Here is a 16,328-nt window from a genome sequence, read left to right as displayed (position 1 = left end):
CTCGATCCCGGTCCATAGTAGCACGAGAGACAAGGTCAACACCCTCAAACGGGACGGTGAGACCTGGACTCAGACGATAGAACGGCTGGTTGACGGCCACTCTAATCAGGGGAACGACTAAGAGGGAAGCGACAGAGATGGCACTTAGAAAGGTTGAACCGCGTCACAACGGGCCCCTTCCCACTTGGGAAGGTCGTCCGGGTGTATCCAGCACCCGGCCGCAACGGCCCGTTGTTGCATTGAGGCAGTGTGGATGGAGCCGGCGAGCAGGGCTCGGCTCTCGTTCGCCCATTAGCAGTCGTTGCTAATGAGCGTTCGGGTCCGTTCTGCTCAATGGTTCCGGGCTGACCGTCCTTAATCGGTCGCTACCCGGACGATGCAAGCCGCACACACCACGAGCACGAGTACCGAGACGCTACAGCAACCGCTGATCGAACCCGGTGAACCCGACCTGCAGGCGTTCCTCAGGAACGTCTCCCGCCTCAACGGGGTCGAAGGCGAACCGCAACCTGAAGCCCGGGTCTGTACGGCTCACGGGTGCCGGCTGAAGGAACATCTCGCTCAGCTGCGCATCGACGGCTTCGGGACGCGCGTCCTCTGTCCAATACACGTCCTCGACCTCGTAGAGCGGGAGGTCGGTCTCAATGAGTAAGGCGCTGCAGGCCAGCGAAACGCTTGCTGACGGGCTGAAGGACCGAGAGCGAGAGATCCTCGCTATCCTCGTTCTGAACGGCGGGAGCGCCCGCCAGAAGGAGATCGTAGACGAGGTGGGGATTGCCAAAGGGGAGATCTCCCGGCGTATCAGCGCCCTTGATGACGGCGGTCACATAGAGAAGGTCGAACTCGGCCTGGAGAACGTCCTGTATCTGCCGGGCTGTGAGCCTGAAATCGTTCAGTCGTCTCTCGGGAGGAGCTACCGATGAGTGACGATGTCCGCGACTACGTCGCGCAGCACCGAGATGACCTCCACTACGCCCTCCAGGAGGGCGACCGGTGGACCCGCACCGTCGTGATCGCGGCGCTACTCGCTGCGGGGGATGCCGAGGGGGAGCTCGCCAAGCGAGAACTCGAAGCCGCGAAAAAGGAGGGGTCGGCGTGACCTCAGTCGCCGAGGTCGAAGTCGAGACTGTCGAGGAGGTCCGGGTTCTCCTGAAGCAACCGCTCAATGACAGTGGCGGTGCTCATCTCGTCGAGGACACCGTCCATGTCGGCGAGGTCTTCGGCGGTCTCTTCAGGGTCCTGGATGTCTTCTGGCGGGACGTTCTGTGCGGCTTCAACATCCAGGGGGTTTCCGCAGGTCTGGCAGTATCGAGCGTTCACACGAACGGTTTCACCGCAGACACTACACTCTCCGAGGCCATCACCGGGTTCAGTACCCCCTTCTTCGTCCTCGAAGTCCCCGGGGTCGTTTGCGCCGAAGGCGATTGCTTGGCTCTGGACTTCCTTGTCCTCTTCAGGGTTGTCGTAGATATCGAACATATCCGTTCCTTCGGCCCACTTCACGCGTTTCTGGATTCGGTGATCCGGAATCCCCTGGAGACGCCACCGGGTCACAGCTGTGTGCCGGAAGTTGTGCAGGTTCGCTCGGTCTCGGTCGATTCCTGCCTCTTCTGCCATGTCCTTGACGATGCCTCGAATCCGGTCCGTCGAGAGCGCACGGTCACCGTCCTCATACTGCTGTTTCTTGTGAATGAGCGGTACGTCGTCTCTCTCAGGACACGGGTGGTCTCCGCGGAGATAGCTGGCGACGTATCCGCGCGCGAAGGTCAGCGGCGAGGTTCCCTCTGCGCCCTTCGTGTAGGCGTCCTCGTTGAGGGTGACGGTCGCGGTCTCTCCCTCCAGGTCAGTGTCTCCGGTCAGGATACTGGCGATAGCCGATGCGCGCCAGCCGAGGGCGGCATAGAGGGCAGTGACCGCCTTTCCACGGGCATCGCCTTGTTCCAGCATCGCGTCTATCTCATTACGGGTGAACAAGTCCTCAGGGTCGAGGTCCTTCCCCTTTTCATCGGCCGTGGCGAAGGAGATCTCTTCGTACCACGAGCGGTCGAGCCAACGGAAGTACTTCCGGGCAGCCGACTTGTAGTTGTCAATCGTCCCTTCCGACAGCCCGCGGTTTTCTTCGAGTTCTTCGACGACGAACCGGTCCCAATCCAGGTGACCCATCCTGGTGAGGGGCATATCGGCACGCTCGGAGGTCAGACGGAGGTCTCGGATTCGGTCGGCCATCGTGTGGCGCTCGATGTCCCCGTCGGATTTCATGTGAACGAGAAAGTCCTTGATGCTCTGCTTATCGACGGGTGCGATGTGGGCCTCATCGAGGAGGTCCTCCTGTCGGGGCAACTTCTTGTCGTTCCCCGAGGGGTCGTCCACGTTCATAACGTCAGGACCCTCTCAGGGATTTCGGGTAGGACGCCTACGACTCCTCGTGACGTTGTAGTGACTCGTCTCACTGTTCCGTCACCTTCTTTGAGTCGCCGAGGAGGGGCTGAGTTCAGAAACCAGACCGAACCCGCACCTGATGCTTGCCGCACTATACTTTACCGTGCCGGGATGCAACGTCCCGGTGATGGGGTTGCTTGCCATAAGGGGGCAGCACCTCATCAACTGACGCAGTCACGGATAAACCCTTGCCGTGAAGTAGAGGGCTTCTCTACGGCGAATTCGGGAGAATCACCCACACGTATATGGCCCCCGTCCTTAAGAAACTCTGCCCCGGCTGAAGGGGGTGCATCGGCGTGAGCGACCCCGCACAGAACGGCGACGACGGGGCCGAGAACTCGCACGCGGACGGCCTCGATGATGACGGTCCGCCGCTCACGACGCGGGACGGGGAGACCGTCAGGGACCTCGGCGTCTACGTCGAGGCGATCAGGACTCGGCTCAACAACCTCGAAGGCCAGGTAGAAGACCTCCAGGACGACCTCGACGAGGAGCGTGAAGAGCGCCAGCGTCTCGAAGAGGAGAACGAGGAGCTGCGCGAGAGGCTCCAAGAGGTGGACCAGCGGACGGACCTCCTCCGGATGGTGAAACAGAACACCACTCAGGAGCCCGCCGAACGGCAGGCTGTCCTCATCCAGACCCTGATCAACGAGGCTCAGCAGAAGGCGGAGCGTGGCGAGTCTGCGAAGGCCTCTCTGACGCCGAAGGAGGGGCGTGCAGCCCTCGGGAACAACAACCACCGGTCGCTCATCTACCAGGACTTCACCGACGCTGTGGAGGCTGTCGGGAACGAGGATGTCCTCTGGTACCAGCCGGAGAGCCGCGGCCAGGGCAAAAAGTCGCGGCTCCGCCTGAACCTCGAAGCGGGAGACCTACCGAACGAGATCGCCGGCTACGCGGTTGACACAGGGAGAACGTAGTGTTATGACTTCACAACACTGGAGAAGGGGGAAGCCCCCGCCGAGACTCTCCGGAACGAGCGAAACCCTCGCTACCCTTAGAATTTGCAGGGTAGAGAGGTTAGTAAGAAAAGGTCGGTTAGCTGATGGTCCGCTCGAAAACCGCTCGAACCGCTCGAATCTCCCACCCAATCACACCAGGGAAGCAGTGTTGTGAAACCGTAACACCGGTGCCAAACAATGAGACACCAAGGACTCATCGACGACGTGATAGAATTCTTCCGGGACTACTACCGGGAGGACATCGCACAGCTCGCTCAGAAGTACCCCCGCGAACAACGGTCGCTGTACGTCGATTACGACGAAATCTTCCGGTTCAGCCCGGATCTCGCGGACGACGTTCAGAATCAGCCGCGGGAGATGCAGAACCACTTCGAGGAGGCGCTGCGACTCTACGACCTCCCGATAGACGTGAAGCTCTCAGGGGCGCACGTCCGCATCTACAACCTGCCGGAGACCTACGGCGTCGGCGAGGTCGTCCGGAAGGACCACATCGGCGATCTCCTCGATGTCCGCGGCCAGGTGAAGAAGCCCTCCGCCGTGAAGCCGCGGGTCGTGGAAGCTGTCTTCGAGTGCCAGCGCTGCGGGACGCTGACCGACATCCCGCAGTCGGGCGACAAGCTCCAGGAACCGCACGAGTGTCAGGGCTGTGAGCGGCAGGGCCCCTTCACGATGAAGTCCTCCGACAGCACGTGGATCGACCACCAGCACGCCCGCATCCAGCAGCCGCCGGACAAGACCCGCGGCGGGTCCGGTGACACCATCGACGTTCACCTGAAGGACGACCTGATCGAGGAGTTCGATGCAGGCGACCGCATCACTCTCACCGGCGTTCTCGACGTTGAAGAGCCGGAGAACGACCAGACGCGGGACTTCGACACCACCGTAGACGGCCGGGCGGTCGTCCGGGAGGAAAGCGACTACGAGGACATCAACGTCGAGGAGCACCTGGACGCGATCGAGGCCATCGCCGCCGGGGAGAAGGGCGACCCGTACGAGCTGCTCGTAGACTCGGTGAACCCGAAGCACCAGGGCGACGAGGACGTGAAACTGGCTCTCGCGCTGCAGATGTTCGGTGCGTGGCCGCGAGAGCATCCGGACGGGAGCCGAGATCGTGGCGAATGGCACATGCTCCTCCTCGGTGACCCGGGCTGCGGGAAGAGTACCTTCCTCAGGTGGGTCGATGAGACGGCCCCTCGCTCCACGTACGCGTCGGGGAAAGGGGCGTCCGCGGCAGGGATGACCGCAGCGGTGGTACCCGACGACTTCGGGGACACGGAGTGGTCGCTCGAAGCGGGCGCTCTCGTGCTCGCTGACGGCGGCGTTGCGTGCGTCGATGAGGTAGACAAGGTCGATGAGAAAGCCGTCTCGTCGATGCACGACGCCCTGGAGAGCCAGGAGGTCCACATCAACAAGGCAGGCATCAACACGACGCTGAACGCTCGCTCGGCGCTGCTGGCGGCCGGGAATCCGAAGCACGGCCGGTTTGACCCGTACCAGCCGAAATCCGAACAGATCGACCTCGGGCCGACGTTGCTCTCCCGGTTCGACCTGATGTTCATGGTCTCGGACTCGCCGGACGAGGAGAAGGACCGGGAGGTAGTCCGGCACATGAGCCGCTCTCGGCGGGCTGTCGCCCGCGAGAACCGCGGCGAGGAGTTGACGGAGGAAGAGCGTGAGGCCGTGGAGCCGGCCATCTCGAAGGACGTGCTGCGGGCGTACATCGCCCACGCGAAGGACACCTGCCAGCCGTACCTCGAAGACGACGAGGTCGAGCAGAAGCTCATCGACTACTTCGTGAACTTCCGGCAGGCGAACCAGAACGAGAACGAGGACAACCCGGTGCCGATCACCTACCGGAAGTTCGAGGCCATCCGGCGAATCGCGGAGTCCAGCGCCCGTGTCCGCCTCTCTGAACGGATAGAGATGCAGGACGTAGAACGGGCCATCAACCTGGTGGAGTCGTCGATGCGACAGGTCGGGTACGACCCGGAGAAGGGGCAATTCGACGCTGATATCATCGAGACCGGCCAGTCGAAGAGCCAGCGCGACCGGGTGAAGAACATCCTCTCCCTCATTGAGGACCTCGACAGCCCGTCCCGAGAGCAGGTTATCGAGGAGGCTGATGAGATAGGCATCGACGCCGNGAAGAACATCCTCTCCCTCATTGAGGACCTCGACAGCCCGTCCCGAGAGCAGGTTATCGAGGAGGCTGATGAGATAGGCATCGACGCCGAGAAGGCGAACCACGAGATCGACCGGCTGAAAGAGAAGGGGAAGGTCGTCAAAGTCGGTGGCGGCACCCTCAGGAAGGTGTGACGATGAACGGAAACCCCACACACCGCGAGAAGGCCGAAGAGAACGTGCGAGAGCACGGAACACAGCACCCGGAGACCCTACTCGCGGCCATCATGGAGGAGGTCGGGGAGATCTCCCGCGCCTACCTCGACGCGACGTACTTCGATGAGGCGGACCCGGGGGACCTCGATGAGGAGATAGACGACCTGGCCGCGCTGCTGGTGCAGCTGCGCTGGTCGGTCGAAGACCATCCGATGGCCTTCGAGCCGTTCCCGACGGCCGAGGAGATTGAAGAGCGGAGGGGACTCGGCTCCGGGACCGATGAAACTGACGCTGTGGATGTCGGACTACGCCAGTCGAAGAGTGATCGGAGTTGGACCAAGGACGTTCTGGAGATCATCGAAGACCTCGATAATCCGCCGCGAGAGGCGGTGATAGAGAAGGCTGAGGGGGGCGGTATCGACGAAGAGACAGCAGAACACGCCCTCTCTCGGTTGAAAGAGCAGGGTCACATCGTCAAGGACAGTCGGAACAACCTCAGGAGGGTGTGACGATGGAGTACGACCGCAGTGACCAGGTGCGCTCCATCGTCGAGGACCACGCCGAGACGACGGTCGGGGAAGTCGCGGACATCATGCTGATGAGCGAAGGGGAGATCCGCGACTACGTCGAAGACCTGAAGAACCGCGGTGAGGTCGCCGAACGAGACGGCAAACTCCGCCCTACGTAGTCTGCAGCGGCTGATATCGACGGAAACCCCGGGGTTCGACCGGTGAGATGTGGTCTGTAATCGGGTTATAGAACAAGGCGCTTAGAATCACCCCGATATCGGGTCGATATCGTACCTTCTGAGGGTGAACCATCGAAAGAACTAGGCGGCTTCTCTGAGAAATCCGTTTATGGTTCGAGTAGACGACTCGGGGGAGGTCACGAAGTGCTGGCTGTCACCGGACGAACTCGATGAACTGGAACGTGTAGCTGGCTCATGGGATTGGGAACGAGAAGTAGCCGTCCAGCTTCTCGGACGGTGTGGTCTCCGCGCTGATGAGGTCCCCTATCCGAGCGACGACGATCTCCGCTGGTCCGAAGATGGAGACGTGTGGCTCTTCGAGGTACAGGGGAAGAACACGAAAGGCGGCGACCCGAAGACGCGGGACGCCTGGATGCCCGAGGACGTGGCTGACGACATCCACAAGTACAGCCGCGAGCGTGGCCTCGACGCGTCCACGCCGTGGGTCGATGCCTCGAAGTCGTCCGTCCGGCGGTGGGTGAAAGAAGCCGCTGACAAGGTCGCAGAGCGGAAGGACGCTCCCCGGTGGCGTGAAGTGTCCAGTCACGACCTCCGGCGCTCGTGGGCTACGTACCACCTCGTAGAACGGCAGGTAGACGTTCGGACGATGATGTCTGTCGGTGGGTGGAGCGACTACAGTGCTATCGAACCGTACCTCGCTGAACCGACCGAGACGCGCATCGGTGAAGCGATGCGGGTATGATCTCGGTGAGTCTTCGAGATACATGACAGAGAACGATATCGACCCTGAAAACCCGCGTCCAGAAGGTCACTATCCTCGGTTCCGAGAGAACACCTGGCACTACGTCCCGCCGGAGCTCGCGCAGACCATCAGCCTCGGACCGGCCGGCGAGGGCGAACCCGGGCAGGATTGGGTTCTCACGTACACGCCGGAGAGACGGGAGGAGAGCGACCGAGAGAAGGTGCTGGTCCGCCTCACACCGCGCGCCTTGCAGGAACTCTACACCGAAACGCGCGGTCTCACTCCTGACGATCGCCAGGCGGGACACAGCGCCGAGTGCGACCTCTGTGGAAACAGCGTCGCCCTCGATGAGGCTGTCCCGAACCCCCGCGGTGAGCCCGTCCACCGCTACTGCTACGTCGATGCGTACGGCGGTCCCGAGTGGTTGAAGGACTACTGAGGCGTCCAGAGCCGGCGCACTCTACTGGACCCGCGGCCGCTCGCTCACATTCGTCGACCAGGGTTCGGCCGGCACTTGGTCGACGTCGACGCGCTCGCTCGTTCCTGCGGGTCGGGCGTCGGCGGCGCGACTGTCGGCCCCTCGCCCGTATCTGTCGGTCGGCGTTAGTAACTAATCAAGCAAGTTAGTTGATTACCAACAGACAGAGAGGGAACTATCTCGCGGCTTCGCGCCCTCTGTCTGTGGTGAGATATCTTCACTCCGCCACTCTGCCACATGTGAAGTAACATGTATAAGGAGAGGGGCTGTACGGTCAGGTATGGCTACCGAAGAAGCTTCTGAGGAAACGAAGGTCAGCGACCGAGGGATGGTCACCATCCCGGCAGACATCCGTCGGGACCTCAACATCGGACCGGGCGACAAACTCCGCTGGAACACCGACGAGGACGGGGACCTGACGGTCGAGATCATTCACCAGCGAGAGGGCGTCTTCGACGACTTCGAGCCTGTCGATGCTGGCGAGACGAACGCCGTCGAGGTCGAAGGCCAGTTCGGAGCTGAGTGATGGCGGTCGCCCTTCTCGACACGAACGTCCTGTTCGCCAGCGCCAGTGCCCGCGACGAGTATCACGACCGAGGCCGGCGCATCGTCCAGGCAGTAGACCACGGCGATCTCCCCGAGGTGGTGATCACGAACTACGTCGTCGCTGAGATTCTGAACCTCACCGGCGAGAAACTCGGGCCAGAGACGGCGAACGCGATGTTGGACCGCCTCAACCAGGGCGCGCACTTCGAGGTAGAACACGCCCCGCAGTCTGACTTCAACGCTGCACAGGCGCTTTTCCGCCGGTATTCTGGCCTCTCGTTCGTTGATGCGACTCTCGTCGCCTACATGCAGCGCGAGAACATCGAATACCTCTACTCGTTTGATGACGACTTCGACGAAATCGACGGCGTCAGCCGCCTCGAAACGGCAGACAACCCCTTCAACTAACGATGACCAGCACCGACGACAGCACCGAAACCGACTCCGAGAACGGGGAGTTGTTGCATACGGGTACCATCGAAGATGGCCACACGTACGTTCCGCGACAGATCATCGAGGACCTCGACCTCGAAGAAGACGGTCTGATCCGGTGGTATCTTACCGAAGACGGTGACGTGAGTATTGAGTTCGACCACCAGCGCACCGGCGTCTTCGACGATGACGATATGAAAGCGCCGATGGGCGGAGACGCTCTCGAAACGCACGATCTCGCCGGAGAGGAGTCGCGGTCAGCTGGACGCGGGATGCTCGTAGACGATGACGTTCCTGAGGAAAAGCGCGAGGAGGTCGCACAGGAACTTGAGCGCCGGGTACGCGAGCAGCGGAAGACCACCGAAGAGAGTGACTTCTCGGATGGATTCGGCCGATGGGAGGACTCTGAGGACCTGTTTCGGGAGTGTCCGATCTGCGGAACTGAGGTCTACGAGGGGAAGGTCGGCGGCCACCTCGACCAGCATTGGGACGAGATAGTCGAACTGGTTGAAGACCGGTGAAAATGCACGCCATCGGGCGTTGCCCTCGCAGCAGCAGAGCGGGTTCGCAGGGCCCACTGGCTCACCCGTGCCGGGCCAAGTTTACTGCCTCCGGTTTCTATCCCGGAAACGCTCGGACGCAGCCCTGAACGCCTGAGATTTCGGCTTCGAGCAGTCCGCGCCGAGACGGAATCCCGACAGTCGGAACCCGCACCCGCGACCTCGCCAGAGCCGCGCTCTGTTTTCGTCCACGAAATTGACCCGCAGACTACTACCGTCGCACGTCACGGCGGGCGCGCATTTTTCGGTGACGGACTTCGAGGGGCTGTACTCCCTCAGACGCCTATCTGGACGGACGCGGCAAGGAGTAAGAAAAGGTGGTGATGGTTCAGTTCTCAGCCTCGTCGAGGCCGCGGTCCTGCTCCCACTTCTCCCGGGCGTTGTAGGCTCCGCCCTTCGAGGAGTACCCTGTCCGCTCGGCCAGCTGCGACGCGGAGATCTTGCCGCCGGTCACCTCCAGGAGGAGGTAGGCCTTCGCCTGCCTCTCTGTGAGATTTTGAACGTTCAATTCACCGTTCAATTCCCCGTTCAATCCGCTACTCTGTCTCTCTCTATCGATAGAGCCAGCGCTCTCTGTGGTAGAGCCAGTAGAGGACGATAGAGGCGTAGACGCCGTCTTGCGATTTGCCGCCCCTCTATCGATGTCTCTATCACGGGTAGAGGAGGGCTCTGTCTCCGCTTGGTCGCGTTCACTTTCTCGTTCAGTCGGCGCTACGCGCAGCTTCTCCTCCCCCATCCAGACCCTGACCTCGGGTGCCTGGCGGAGATGCTTCACCACCGTCTGACCGAGTTTCTCCTCGGGAGACGGCGTCTCGGCTGTCTCTGTCTGGCTCTGCCGGTTCGGCGGGTCATTTTCGTTGTCCTCATCGGGAAAGTAGACCATCTGGCTATCCGTTGAACGGCTTCTCCCGTAGTTTCTTCGACGTTGGTAACGTCTCGCGGCGGTTCTCTATCGTCGGTCTGAACGGGAAAACGGACGCCTGCCCCGGGGTTCGAACCCGGACGATGGGGTTTCTCCGGCGGCGTCAGCCGGCCTCTGGAGTTTCGACCGCGCCGATGGGTGGTCCCGGATACTCGCCATCGTGTGTCCTGCGGCAGGCAGATAGGGGGGTTCGGGGGCTGCTGGAGCGGGTGTCTGCCGGTCGTTCAGCGGTGCTCTTCGACTTCGGACCGGCGGCGCTCTACCTCTTCAGCGTACCTACGCTTGCCGTCTTTGTCGAGGAACTCGTCCAGACCGGGAACCGGCGTGTCCTCTGGTGAGACCTCGGCGCAGACCTCTACGAGTTGGGAGGCCTCCTGGAGCGCTCGCCGCATCTTGTCGATGTCCTCGCGCCGGAGCTCCTCTCCGGCCTGGATGCGGCGCATCGCGTCCACGAAGGCGTGTTGGAGCGTCTCTCGGCCCATCACTTCGAGGTCTTCAGCGAGCAGCTTGCGCCCGACACTCTCCCACCGGTCGCGGTCGGGGTCGTTAGGAGTCATCTTCCTCCACGTTGAACGACCACGAGAGCTGGATGTGGTCCATCAGGTAGTCCTCGAAGGTGACGCTTTCGGGGATGTCTCGCTGTTCTTTCGCTCGCTCGAACCGCTCGCGGGCCAGTTCCTCGATGTCCGCCGGCACATCGATGGTGAACTCCACGTCAACCGTCGGGAGATCTCCCACGAGGTCGAAGTCATCGAGGTCCGAGCGGTCCTCACTCATCGTCCTGCGGCCTCCTGAAGTCGTAAAGGGACACCTCGACACCGGCACGTTCGGCGGCTGCCTGGACGCGCTCGTTCAGCGCAGGCACGGAGAGACCGTCGTTACGGTCGCGTTTCGTCCAGAGGGCGACATTCCCGGTGTCGTGCTGCGGGCGGTATCGTAACCAGTTCCGAAGGAACGGCGCGGAGGCGACGATCTCGACGGAGTAGACCGGTCCTTTCCCGGACATCTCCGCCTCGAAGCAGTATCCGGTCTCGGTGATGTCGTCCACAGATAGGGTGGCGACCTCGCTCGGGCGGGCACCGGTCTCCCACAGAACAGCGATGTAGGCGCTCGTGAGCGGACTCTCGCATTCCTCGATGATCGGGCGGACGGTCTCGTGCCAGATGGGATTTCCGTCGGTCATGGACGACCACCGAGGGCGTCCCTGAGCGCTTCTAGAGAGTGGTAGACGCGGCCGCCGATGCGGTACTCCCGCCGGGTCGTTCCGTCGTTTTTGCGGACGATGCGCGCCGTCACACGTTGGTTCTGCAACGATTCTCCGATGCTTTCATGCCCGTTTGAGCGGGTAGTGTGTATCGCCGTCATTGCTCTGGCGGCACGGTCGAGGGCGTTCCTGCGCCCTGGCCTTCTGAGGAATCCGATCGTGATCTTGGATTCCACGAGCCATTCCGTGCACACAACAATGTTTGTGCCCTGTGACTTAATCCTTAGGGTCTATGGGTTATGGCCTAAGGATTAAGTCCTATGCCACTATTGCTTAACTCATGGGCGCAAGCACAACATCCTCAAGTACAATGCTTGAGGAAAGTGACCTCGGCCCGGCTGATGAAGCGCTGCTGGATTTACTCCAAGAAGGACGCATCACCGCCCCGTACGCAGCTGAAGAAGCAGACTACAGCCTTCAGTATGTACGTGACCGGTTAAATCGCCTCGTTGAACACGGTAACGCTCGGAAAATCTACGAAGGCCTCTATGAACTTGTTGAGGACCCTCGTGAGAACGCGGAGACGGATCATATAGCGAAATCTGGTTCATCGAGTCCTGAAGAGTCCGTTGAGCGGGAACCTGACGAAACGTGGGAAGACACCGTCAGCGGAGACCAGGAGATGAACGATCTCCTCAACGCTGGAATGGACACCGAGACAGACTCCATCGAGGGAGTTCTGGAAGGCTGGCGACCGGGTCGAGGTGGCGAAGAGCGAGAGCAGCGACGAAAGGCGGGTCGTGCGGCTCTGGAGTGGCTTCGAGACTACGACGGGCGCGCCAGTGGTGGTGACTTCAAGAACGCGCTCTACAAGCAGCACGCGCCCGACGACCAAGGCGAAGACACCTTCTGGCGTAAGACCGCCCGTCCGGCAGTGCAGCGGGCAGTAGACGCAGACCTGGTTGAGTACCGGGAAGGCCACCACGACTACCGGTGGGTGGGCGATTCCGATGAGTGACTACCCCTGTATCCGGTGTGGCCGCGAAGCGGCCAGTTTCAACGATCACTCAAAAATCGAACTGCACAGATTCTTCCGCGGCAGGTCAGAGGGCGCTGGACACAACCCGGTGTTCTTCGTTGTTTGTCGGTTCTGTTCGGAAGATTTCGAGGCCTGGATACATGGAGACGATCCCGAGAACTCCGGGTATTTGGGAGTCGATGACTGGCATATCCCGGACAAGCAGAGGGAGGAATGGGAGATGTCTGATGGCGGAGACTCCGCACCTGAGCGACTTCCGAACCCCGGGATTGCGGAGCTGACCATCGACGGGCGTCTCATCCACCGCACAGAGCACCGGGACCGCGACCTCACCGAACTGGAGGCTGCGGCCATGGTCGTCTCGCTGCGGGACCTTGCGTCGGAGGTTGAAGAGACGGTCCTGGACCGGCCAGCCGAGGAGATCGTCGAGGAGAGCGACTACGAACTTAGACAGCACGACCTCGACAGTCAGGTGGCTGACGATGAGGGAACAGCAGACAGCGGAACCAGTCCGCTTCCGCGACGGTTTCACCCGTATCAGAGGGACACAGTTCGAAGCCGAGTCCGGAACTCGGGTCCGTGTAGGCCGTCAGAAGCTGATGCACAACTTCCGCGGCGGATACAAGCCCGTTGGCCCGGAAGTCCCGATTTTCCAGGGGACAGAGCGAGACGCGAAGTACCTGTACCGGGTTCTCGACCACTGGTTTGGAGGAGAGACCGATGAGTAAGGAGTCATCAACCGAGACTGAGCGCGTGATGGTCGATATCGAGACATTGGGTCTCGAACCCGGGTCAGCCATCCTCAGCCTCGGAGCGGTAACGTTCTCTGAGAACGGACTCGGCGACGAGTTCTACCGTGTGATCAGCCTCGAATCTTGTCAGGAAGCGGGCCTCAAGATCGACGCTGACACCCTCGAATGGTGGCTCAGTCAGGACGACGCTGTCACCGGGATACTGACCGGCGGCGACCCGCTTGACGATGTTCTGAGGGCGTTCCACTCCTGGTTCCCTACCGACGCAGAAGTGTGGGCGAACTCGCCGTCGTTTGACTGTGAGCACCTCGAAACGGCTTTCAGCGCGGTCGGGATGACCGAACCTTGGCAGTTCCGGGACGAACGGGACGTTCGTACGCTTCGATCACTTCCCTGTGCTGCGGAGGTCGAGATGGACGGGGATGAGCACGACGCCCTCGACGATGCGAAGTATCAAGCCCGGATTGTGAGCGAAACCCTTCGCTCACTGCATACGGACGCTGGTGTTACCGAGGGGTAGAATATGCCCTTCACAGCCGTTGATGATGGAGATGTCGTCTGGCCCGACGACGTTGATGATGGGGCCTCAGTGGAGTGCCCCAACTGCGGCGATGGGATGCACGTCCGGAGCGGCCACACCACGGAGGACGGCGTTCTCAAACCGCGGTGCTTTGTGCACAACCCGGATGCCTCTGTCGGAGGGTTGTGTCCTGGCGGTGAGAGCGACGAACACAAGCTGATGAAATACGTCGCCAGCCGCCGTCTACGCCGGATGTTCGACCACGGAACTGTTCAGCGGGAGAGGGGGATTCCTGAAACAGAGCGCGTTGGTGACGTTGTCGTGACCTTTGAAGAGTCCTTCCAAGAGTTCGGTCGCGGGATCGTCGCAGAGGTACAATATCGACACGAGGACAAGGACATCGAGGCTGTAACGACCGAGTACCTCCAAGCAGGATTCTCGGTGTACTGGCTCAGTGAGTCCCATTTCGGCGAGAACTACGAGACTGTCGGGTTTCCGGACCTCATCACAGCCTGGCCCAACGCGGTCCCCTCGGTGACCGAATGGTCCGGTATCGAGTATCCGGAAGAGCAGCTCGGTGAGATGGGGGAACGGCACCCAACGGAGGCCAAGTTCCCGCCCGATTTCGTCGAAGACCACCGTGAGACGCTGGAACGCTGGTGGCGGATGGGCGCGAGTGAATACGATTTCGACCTCATTCGACCGCTCTCAGCGAACAACGCGGGACGGTCGTGTAGCATGTGCGGAGACCCTGCAGCGGTGTATCTGTTTCAGGATGGCGTGATCTCCACGTTCCGGTGTGAGCGCCACCTTCCGGAAGGTGTCGATGAAGAGTTCGGGAAGACTACCTCTCACGGTGGTTTTACCCGTTCTGACAGCACAAGAGGAAATAACAATGAGCAGTGAAACAGTCGATTGGGACGCAGTCGCAGCGATTCGGTCAAGCAAGCGGCGACGAGAGGTCGTCGACGCCATCCGAGATGACCCGAAGTACGCGAAGGAGATCGCGGACCAGATGGGCATCAAGCGAGACACGGTGAGCAACCACCTCCTGTGGCTCAAACGGAACGGCCTCGCCAAGTGCCTCACACCCGAGCGGTCCCACCACCGTATCTACGGTCTCACAGAGAAGGGCGAGGCCGCCGCCAGAGAGGCGTAACCCCAAGCCACCGATCCAGACGACCCGGCGGTAGGTGGCCCCTTGGCCCGCTCGCTGGCTGGTCCGCTGGCTGGTGCCTTCGCTGGTCTGCTGGCTGGTCCGTCAACGCCGGTCGTCCTCGACCGAGCGAAGAGGCCGACCCGGAGAGCCAGCAAGACCACCCCTCTGGCCCCCTTGGTCAGTGGCTCTTAGTTCGCCTGCTGTCGGGGGATTTGCCCCTCTGTTTTGGGTCTTCTCTGTAGGTCGGTCCTTGGCACGGTCCTTGGCTGGTCCGCTGGCTGGTTTGCAGGCTGGTTCCCTGGCTGGTACCCTGGCGTCGGTCGTCTCTTCCACCGACCCGGTAGACCAACCTAGAAAGCCAGCGAGACCACCCCTCGAAGGGGTCACTCTCCACCACCAGAGAGCGCTTACGTCTGTTGATTCTGGCTCTCTCTGAGTCTACCCGTCAAGGAGGGGTGTAGGCGGGGGACCTGACTGGTTTGCTGGACGGTCTGCTCGCTGGTTCGCTGGCTGGTTTGCTGGCTGGTCCGGTGGCGTTGGTACCCCGGCTCAACGACCTAGACGACCAGGATAAGCGACCGAAAGGTCCGCTCGAAGCGAGCGGGGATACCTTTTGAAGCAACCGGGAGGACCTACGATGGTCACTCCTCACTAATCTCCTCGTCGTCGCCCTCGTACTCAGGCAGGCGGTCCAAGTCCCGTGGTGGACCGTCCGCGATCTCCTCCCGAATGTGCTGCCAGTCCTCATCATCTAAGTCGCCATGTCGGACGATCATGCCCAATTCACGGTCGGTTAGCGTGTCCCCACTCCGGAGTTTCTCCATCAGCTTGTCGTTGCGCCAGGCGCGTATCTCCCATTCTACGTTGATATCTACGTCGGCCTCCGCGCGCCACTGGTGGGGTCCGCGCCGGCGTTCACTACTTCGACGAGAAGAGGTCTCAATCGCTTCTTCCAGGAGATCATCAAATTGGTCGTGAGAGAATTCAGTGACGCCGAAGTAGATGAAAGCGAGTGCACTCAAGACGCCGTCGCGGACTTCCCGCGCCGGCGAGTCCACCATCTGAGTGGGCCCTGAAATCTCACTGAAGATGGTCTGAACGTCCCGGTCGTCCAGACAGTACAGCAGAACCTCGAAGTCGAGAAGCCCGTTCCGTACCCGGTCGCGCAATCGCTGGCGCAGCTGCGCTTCAGCCTCTTCGGACGTATTCTTCTCTCCGAAAAGATATTTCCGGTCATCGTATGTAAGTATTCCAGGATCCCTATCCCGTGGATTTTCGGTGTGTAGAGGTCTTGGACGGCGAAAAAACGATCCCTCATTATCGCCATCCTCTGAATTCCGAGGCATTATCAACGATTAACCATCGGAACGTACTAAAATTTAATTAATCTGGAGTCCTGAGTGGGTGGTATGTCGGCTAACACCGACGCGGACTGGACCTCGATCCCGGTCCATAGTAGCACGAGAGACAAGGTCAACACCCTCAAACGGGACGGTGAGACCTGGACTCAGACGATAGAACGGCTGG

25 protein-coding genes are annotated in these 16,328 nt (G+C 61.1%); 17 read left to right on the top strand and 8 right to left on the bottom strand.

Going from position 1 to position 16,328, the window contains the following annotated elements; genetic code table 11:
• The first annotated feature begins 376 nt into the window (after positions 1 to 376).
• The 3 genes from C475_RS23350 to C475_RS18500 are packed head-to-tail and all read left to right on the top strand — an operon-like array spanning position 377 to position 1,099.
• The gene (locus C475_RS23350) at positions 377 to 652 is read left to right on the top strand and encodes a hypothetical protein (RefSeq protein ID WP_152436494.1); all 276 of its coding nucleotides are present in this window, start codon (positions 377 to 379) and stop codon (positions 650 to 652) included.
• Positions 645 to 923, top strand: a complete 279-nt coding sequence (locus C475_RS18505) for a helix-turn-helix transcriptional regulator (RefSeq protein ID WP_006885406.1) — start codon at positions 645 to 647, stop codon at positions 921 to 923. Before C475_RS23350 ends, C475_RS18505 begins: the two co-directional genes overlap by 8 nt.
• Positions 920 to 1,099, top strand: a complete 180-nt coding sequence (locus C475_RS18500; protein WP_049930930.1) for a hypothetical protein — start codon at positions 920 to 922, stop codon at positions 1,097 to 1,099. The genes C475_RS18505 and C475_RS18500 overlap by 4 nt, the downstream gene beginning before the upstream one ends.
• Before the next feature lie 2 nt (positions 1,100 to 1,101).
• On the opposite strand, the gene C475_RS18495 is transcribed toward C475_RS18500, so the two are convergent.
• Positions 1,102 to 2,376, bottom strand: a complete 1,275-nt coding sequence (locus C475_RS18495; RefSeq protein WP_006885405.1) for a tyrosine-type recombinase/integrase — start codon at positions 2,374 to 2,376, stop codon at positions 1,102 to 1,104.
• Positions 2,377 to 2,735: 359 nt separating this feature from the next.
• Between C475_RS18495 and C475_RS18490 the strand changes: the two genes are divergently transcribed.
• The 9 genes from C475_RS18490 to C475_RS18455 all read left to right on the top strand — a co-directional run bounded on the left by C475_RS18490 (position 2,736) and on the right by C475_RS18455 (position 9,166).
• Positions 2,736 to 3,359, top strand: coding sequence for a hypothetical protein (locus C475_RS18490; protein ID WP_006885404.1), 624 nt, complete (start codon positions 2,736 to 2,738; stop codon positions 3,357 to 3,359).
• 219 nt (positions 3,360 to 3,578) lie between these two features.
• Positions 3,579 to 5,717 (top strand): minichromosome maintenance protein MCM, encoded by a 2,139-nt coding sequence (locus tag C475_RS18485; protein WP_006885403.1) that lies wholly within the window; start codon positions 3,579 to 3,581, stop codon positions 5,715 to 5,717.
• A 2-nt stretch (positions 5,718 to 5,719) separates the two neighbouring features.
• Entirely contained in the window at positions 5,720 to 6,247 is a 528-nt protein-coding gene (locus C475_RS18480; protein ID WP_049930928.1) for a DUF5817 family protein, read from the top strand.
• A 2-nt stretch (positions 6,248 to 6,249) separates the two neighbouring features.
• Positions 6,250 to 6,426: a hypothetical protein gene (locus C475_RS24020; RefSeq protein WP_161625215.1), complete on the top strand. Its 177-nt coding sequence runs from the start codon at positions 6,250 to 6,252 to the stop codon at positions 6,424 to 6,426.
• A gap of 169 nt (positions 6,427 to 6,595) precedes the next feature.
• Positions 6,596 to 7,189 carry a site-specific integrase gene (locus C475_RS18475; protein ID WP_049930925.1) on the top strand — a complete coding sequence of 198 codons (594 nt, stop codon included), beginning with the start codon at positions 6,596 to 6,598 and terminating at the stop codon, positions 7,187 to 7,189.
• A gap of 22 nt (positions 7,190 to 7,211) precedes the next feature.
• Positions 7,212 to 7,628, top strand: a complete 417-nt coding sequence (locus C475_RS18470; protein WP_006885399.1) for a hypothetical protein — start codon at positions 7,212 to 7,214, stop codon at positions 7,626 to 7,628.
• A gap of 319 nt (positions 7,629 to 7,947) precedes the next feature.
• Positions 7,948 to 8,193, top strand: a complete 246-nt coding sequence (locus tag C475_RS18465; RefSeq protein WP_049930923.1) for an AbrB/MazE/SpoVT family DNA-binding domain-containing protein — start codon at positions 7,948 to 7,950, stop codon at positions 8,191 to 8,193.
• Positions 8,193 to 8,621, top strand: coding sequence for a type II toxin-antitoxin system VapC family toxin (locus C475_RS18460; protein WP_006885397.1), 429 nt, complete (start codon positions 8,193 to 8,195; stop codon positions 8,619 to 8,621). The genes C475_RS18465 and C475_RS18460 overlap by 1 nt, the downstream gene beginning before the upstream one ends.
• Before the next feature lie 2 nt (positions 8,622 to 8,623).
• Positions 8,624 to 9,166, top strand: a complete 543-nt coding sequence (locus tag C475_RS18455; protein ID WP_006885396.1) for a hypothetical protein — start codon at positions 8,624 to 8,626, stop codon at positions 9,164 to 9,166.
• Between the two features lie 367 nt (positions 9,167 to 9,533).
• Here C475_RS18455 and C475_RS18450 read toward each other — a convergent pair whose 3' ends face one another.
• The 5 genes from C475_RS18450 to C475_RS23345 form a co-directional block, all read right to left on the bottom strand.
• Complete coding sequence (locus tag C475_RS18450; protein WP_006885395.1) at positions 9,534 to 10,088, bottom strand: hypothetical protein; 555 nt, start codon at positions 10,086 to 10,088, stop codon at positions 9,534 to 9,536.
• A gap of 263 nt (positions 10,089 to 10,351) precedes the next feature.
• Complete coding sequence (locus C475_RS18445; protein WP_006885394.1) at positions 10,352 to 10,684, bottom strand: hypothetical protein; 333 nt, start codon at positions 10,682 to 10,684, stop codon at positions 10,352 to 10,354.
• Positions 10,674 to 10,904 (bottom strand): hypothetical protein, encoded by a 231-nt coding sequence (locus C475_RS18440; RefSeq protein ID WP_006885393.1) that lies wholly within the window; start codon positions 10,902 to 10,904, stop codon positions 10,674 to 10,676. The genes C475_RS18445 and C475_RS18440 overlap by 11 nt, the downstream gene beginning before the upstream one ends.
• Positions 10,897 to 11,310: a site-specific integrase gene (locus C475_RS18435; protein ID WP_006885392.1), complete on the bottom strand. Its 414-nt coding sequence runs from the start codon at positions 11,308 to 11,310 to the stop codon at positions 10,897 to 10,899. The genes C475_RS18440 and C475_RS18435 overlap by 8 nt, the downstream gene beginning before the upstream one ends.
• On the bottom strand, positions 11,307 to 11,567 hold the full coding sequence (locus C475_RS23345; protein ID WP_193366324.1) for a hypothetical protein: 261 nt from the start codon (positions 11,565 to 11,567) through the stop codon (positions 11,307 to 11,309). Before C475_RS23345 ends, C475_RS18435 begins: the two co-directional genes overlap by 4 nt.
• Positions 11,568 to 11,671: 104 nt before the next feature.
• Between C475_RS23345 and C475_RS24680 the strand changes: the two genes are divergently transcribed.
• Positions 11,672 to 12,349 (top strand): hypothetical protein, encoded by a 678-nt coding sequence (locus C475_RS24680; protein WP_204366187.1) that lies wholly within the window; start codon positions 11,672 to 11,674, stop codon positions 12,347 to 12,349.
• A gap of 85 nt (positions 12,350 to 12,434) precedes the next feature.
• On the opposite strand, the gene C475_RS18425 is transcribed toward C475_RS24680, so the two are convergent.
• On the bottom strand, positions 12,435 to 12,827 hold the full coding sequence (locus C475_RS18425; protein WP_006885390.1) for a hypothetical protein: 393 nt from the start codon (positions 12,825 to 12,827) through the stop codon (positions 12,435 to 12,437).
• Between the two features lie 25 nt (positions 12,828 to 12,852).
• Here C475_RS18425 and C475_RS18420 point away from each other — a divergent pair, with 25 nt between their 5' ends.
• From C475_RS18420 to C475_RS18405, 4 genes are read left to right on the top strand one after another with little or no spacing between them, the layout of a single operon-like run.
• Complete coding sequence (locus C475_RS18420) at positions 12,853 to 13,098, top strand: hypothetical protein (RefSeq protein ID WP_006885389.1); 246 nt, start codon at positions 12,853 to 12,855, stop codon at positions 13,096 to 13,098.
• A complete protein-coding gene (locus tag C475_RS18415; protein ID WP_082223359.1) occupies positions 13,091 to 13,642 on the top strand; it encodes a 3'-5' exonuclease in 552 nt (183 codons plus the stop codon). The genes C475_RS18420 and C475_RS18415 overlap by 8 nt, the downstream gene beginning before the upstream one ends.
• A gap of 3 nt (positions 13,643 to 13,645) precedes the next feature.
• Positions 13,646 to 14,548: a hypothetical protein gene (locus C475_RS23340; RefSeq protein ID WP_006885387.1), complete on the top strand. Its 903-nt coding sequence runs from the start codon at positions 13,646 to 13,648 to the stop codon at positions 14,546 to 14,548.
• Positions 14,538 to 14,801 carry a winged helix-turn-helix domain-containing protein gene (locus C475_RS18405; protein ID WP_006885386.1) on the top strand — a complete coding sequence of 88 codons (264 nt, stop codon included), beginning with the start codon at positions 14,538 to 14,540 and terminating at the stop codon, positions 14,799 to 14,801. Before C475_RS23340 ends, C475_RS18405 begins: the two co-directional genes overlap by 11 nt.
• Before the next feature lie 641 nt (positions 14,802 to 15,442).
• Here the strand turns inward: C475_RS18405 and C475_RS18400 are convergent.
• Entirely contained in the window at positions 15,443 to 16,147 is a 705-nt protein-coding gene (locus C475_RS18400) for a hypothetical protein (RefSeq protein WP_152436493.1), read from the bottom strand.
• Positions 16,148 to 16,328: the final 181 nt, after the last annotated feature.

It is taken from the genome of Halosimplex carlsbadense 2-9-1 (assembly GCF_000337455.1).
GTDB lineage: Archaea > Halobacteriota > Halobacteria > Halobacteriales > Haloarculaceae > Halosimplex > Halosimplex carlsbadense.
Note: the sequence above shows the minus strand (reverse complement) of the source record. Positions and strands in the feature narration are given on the sequence as shown.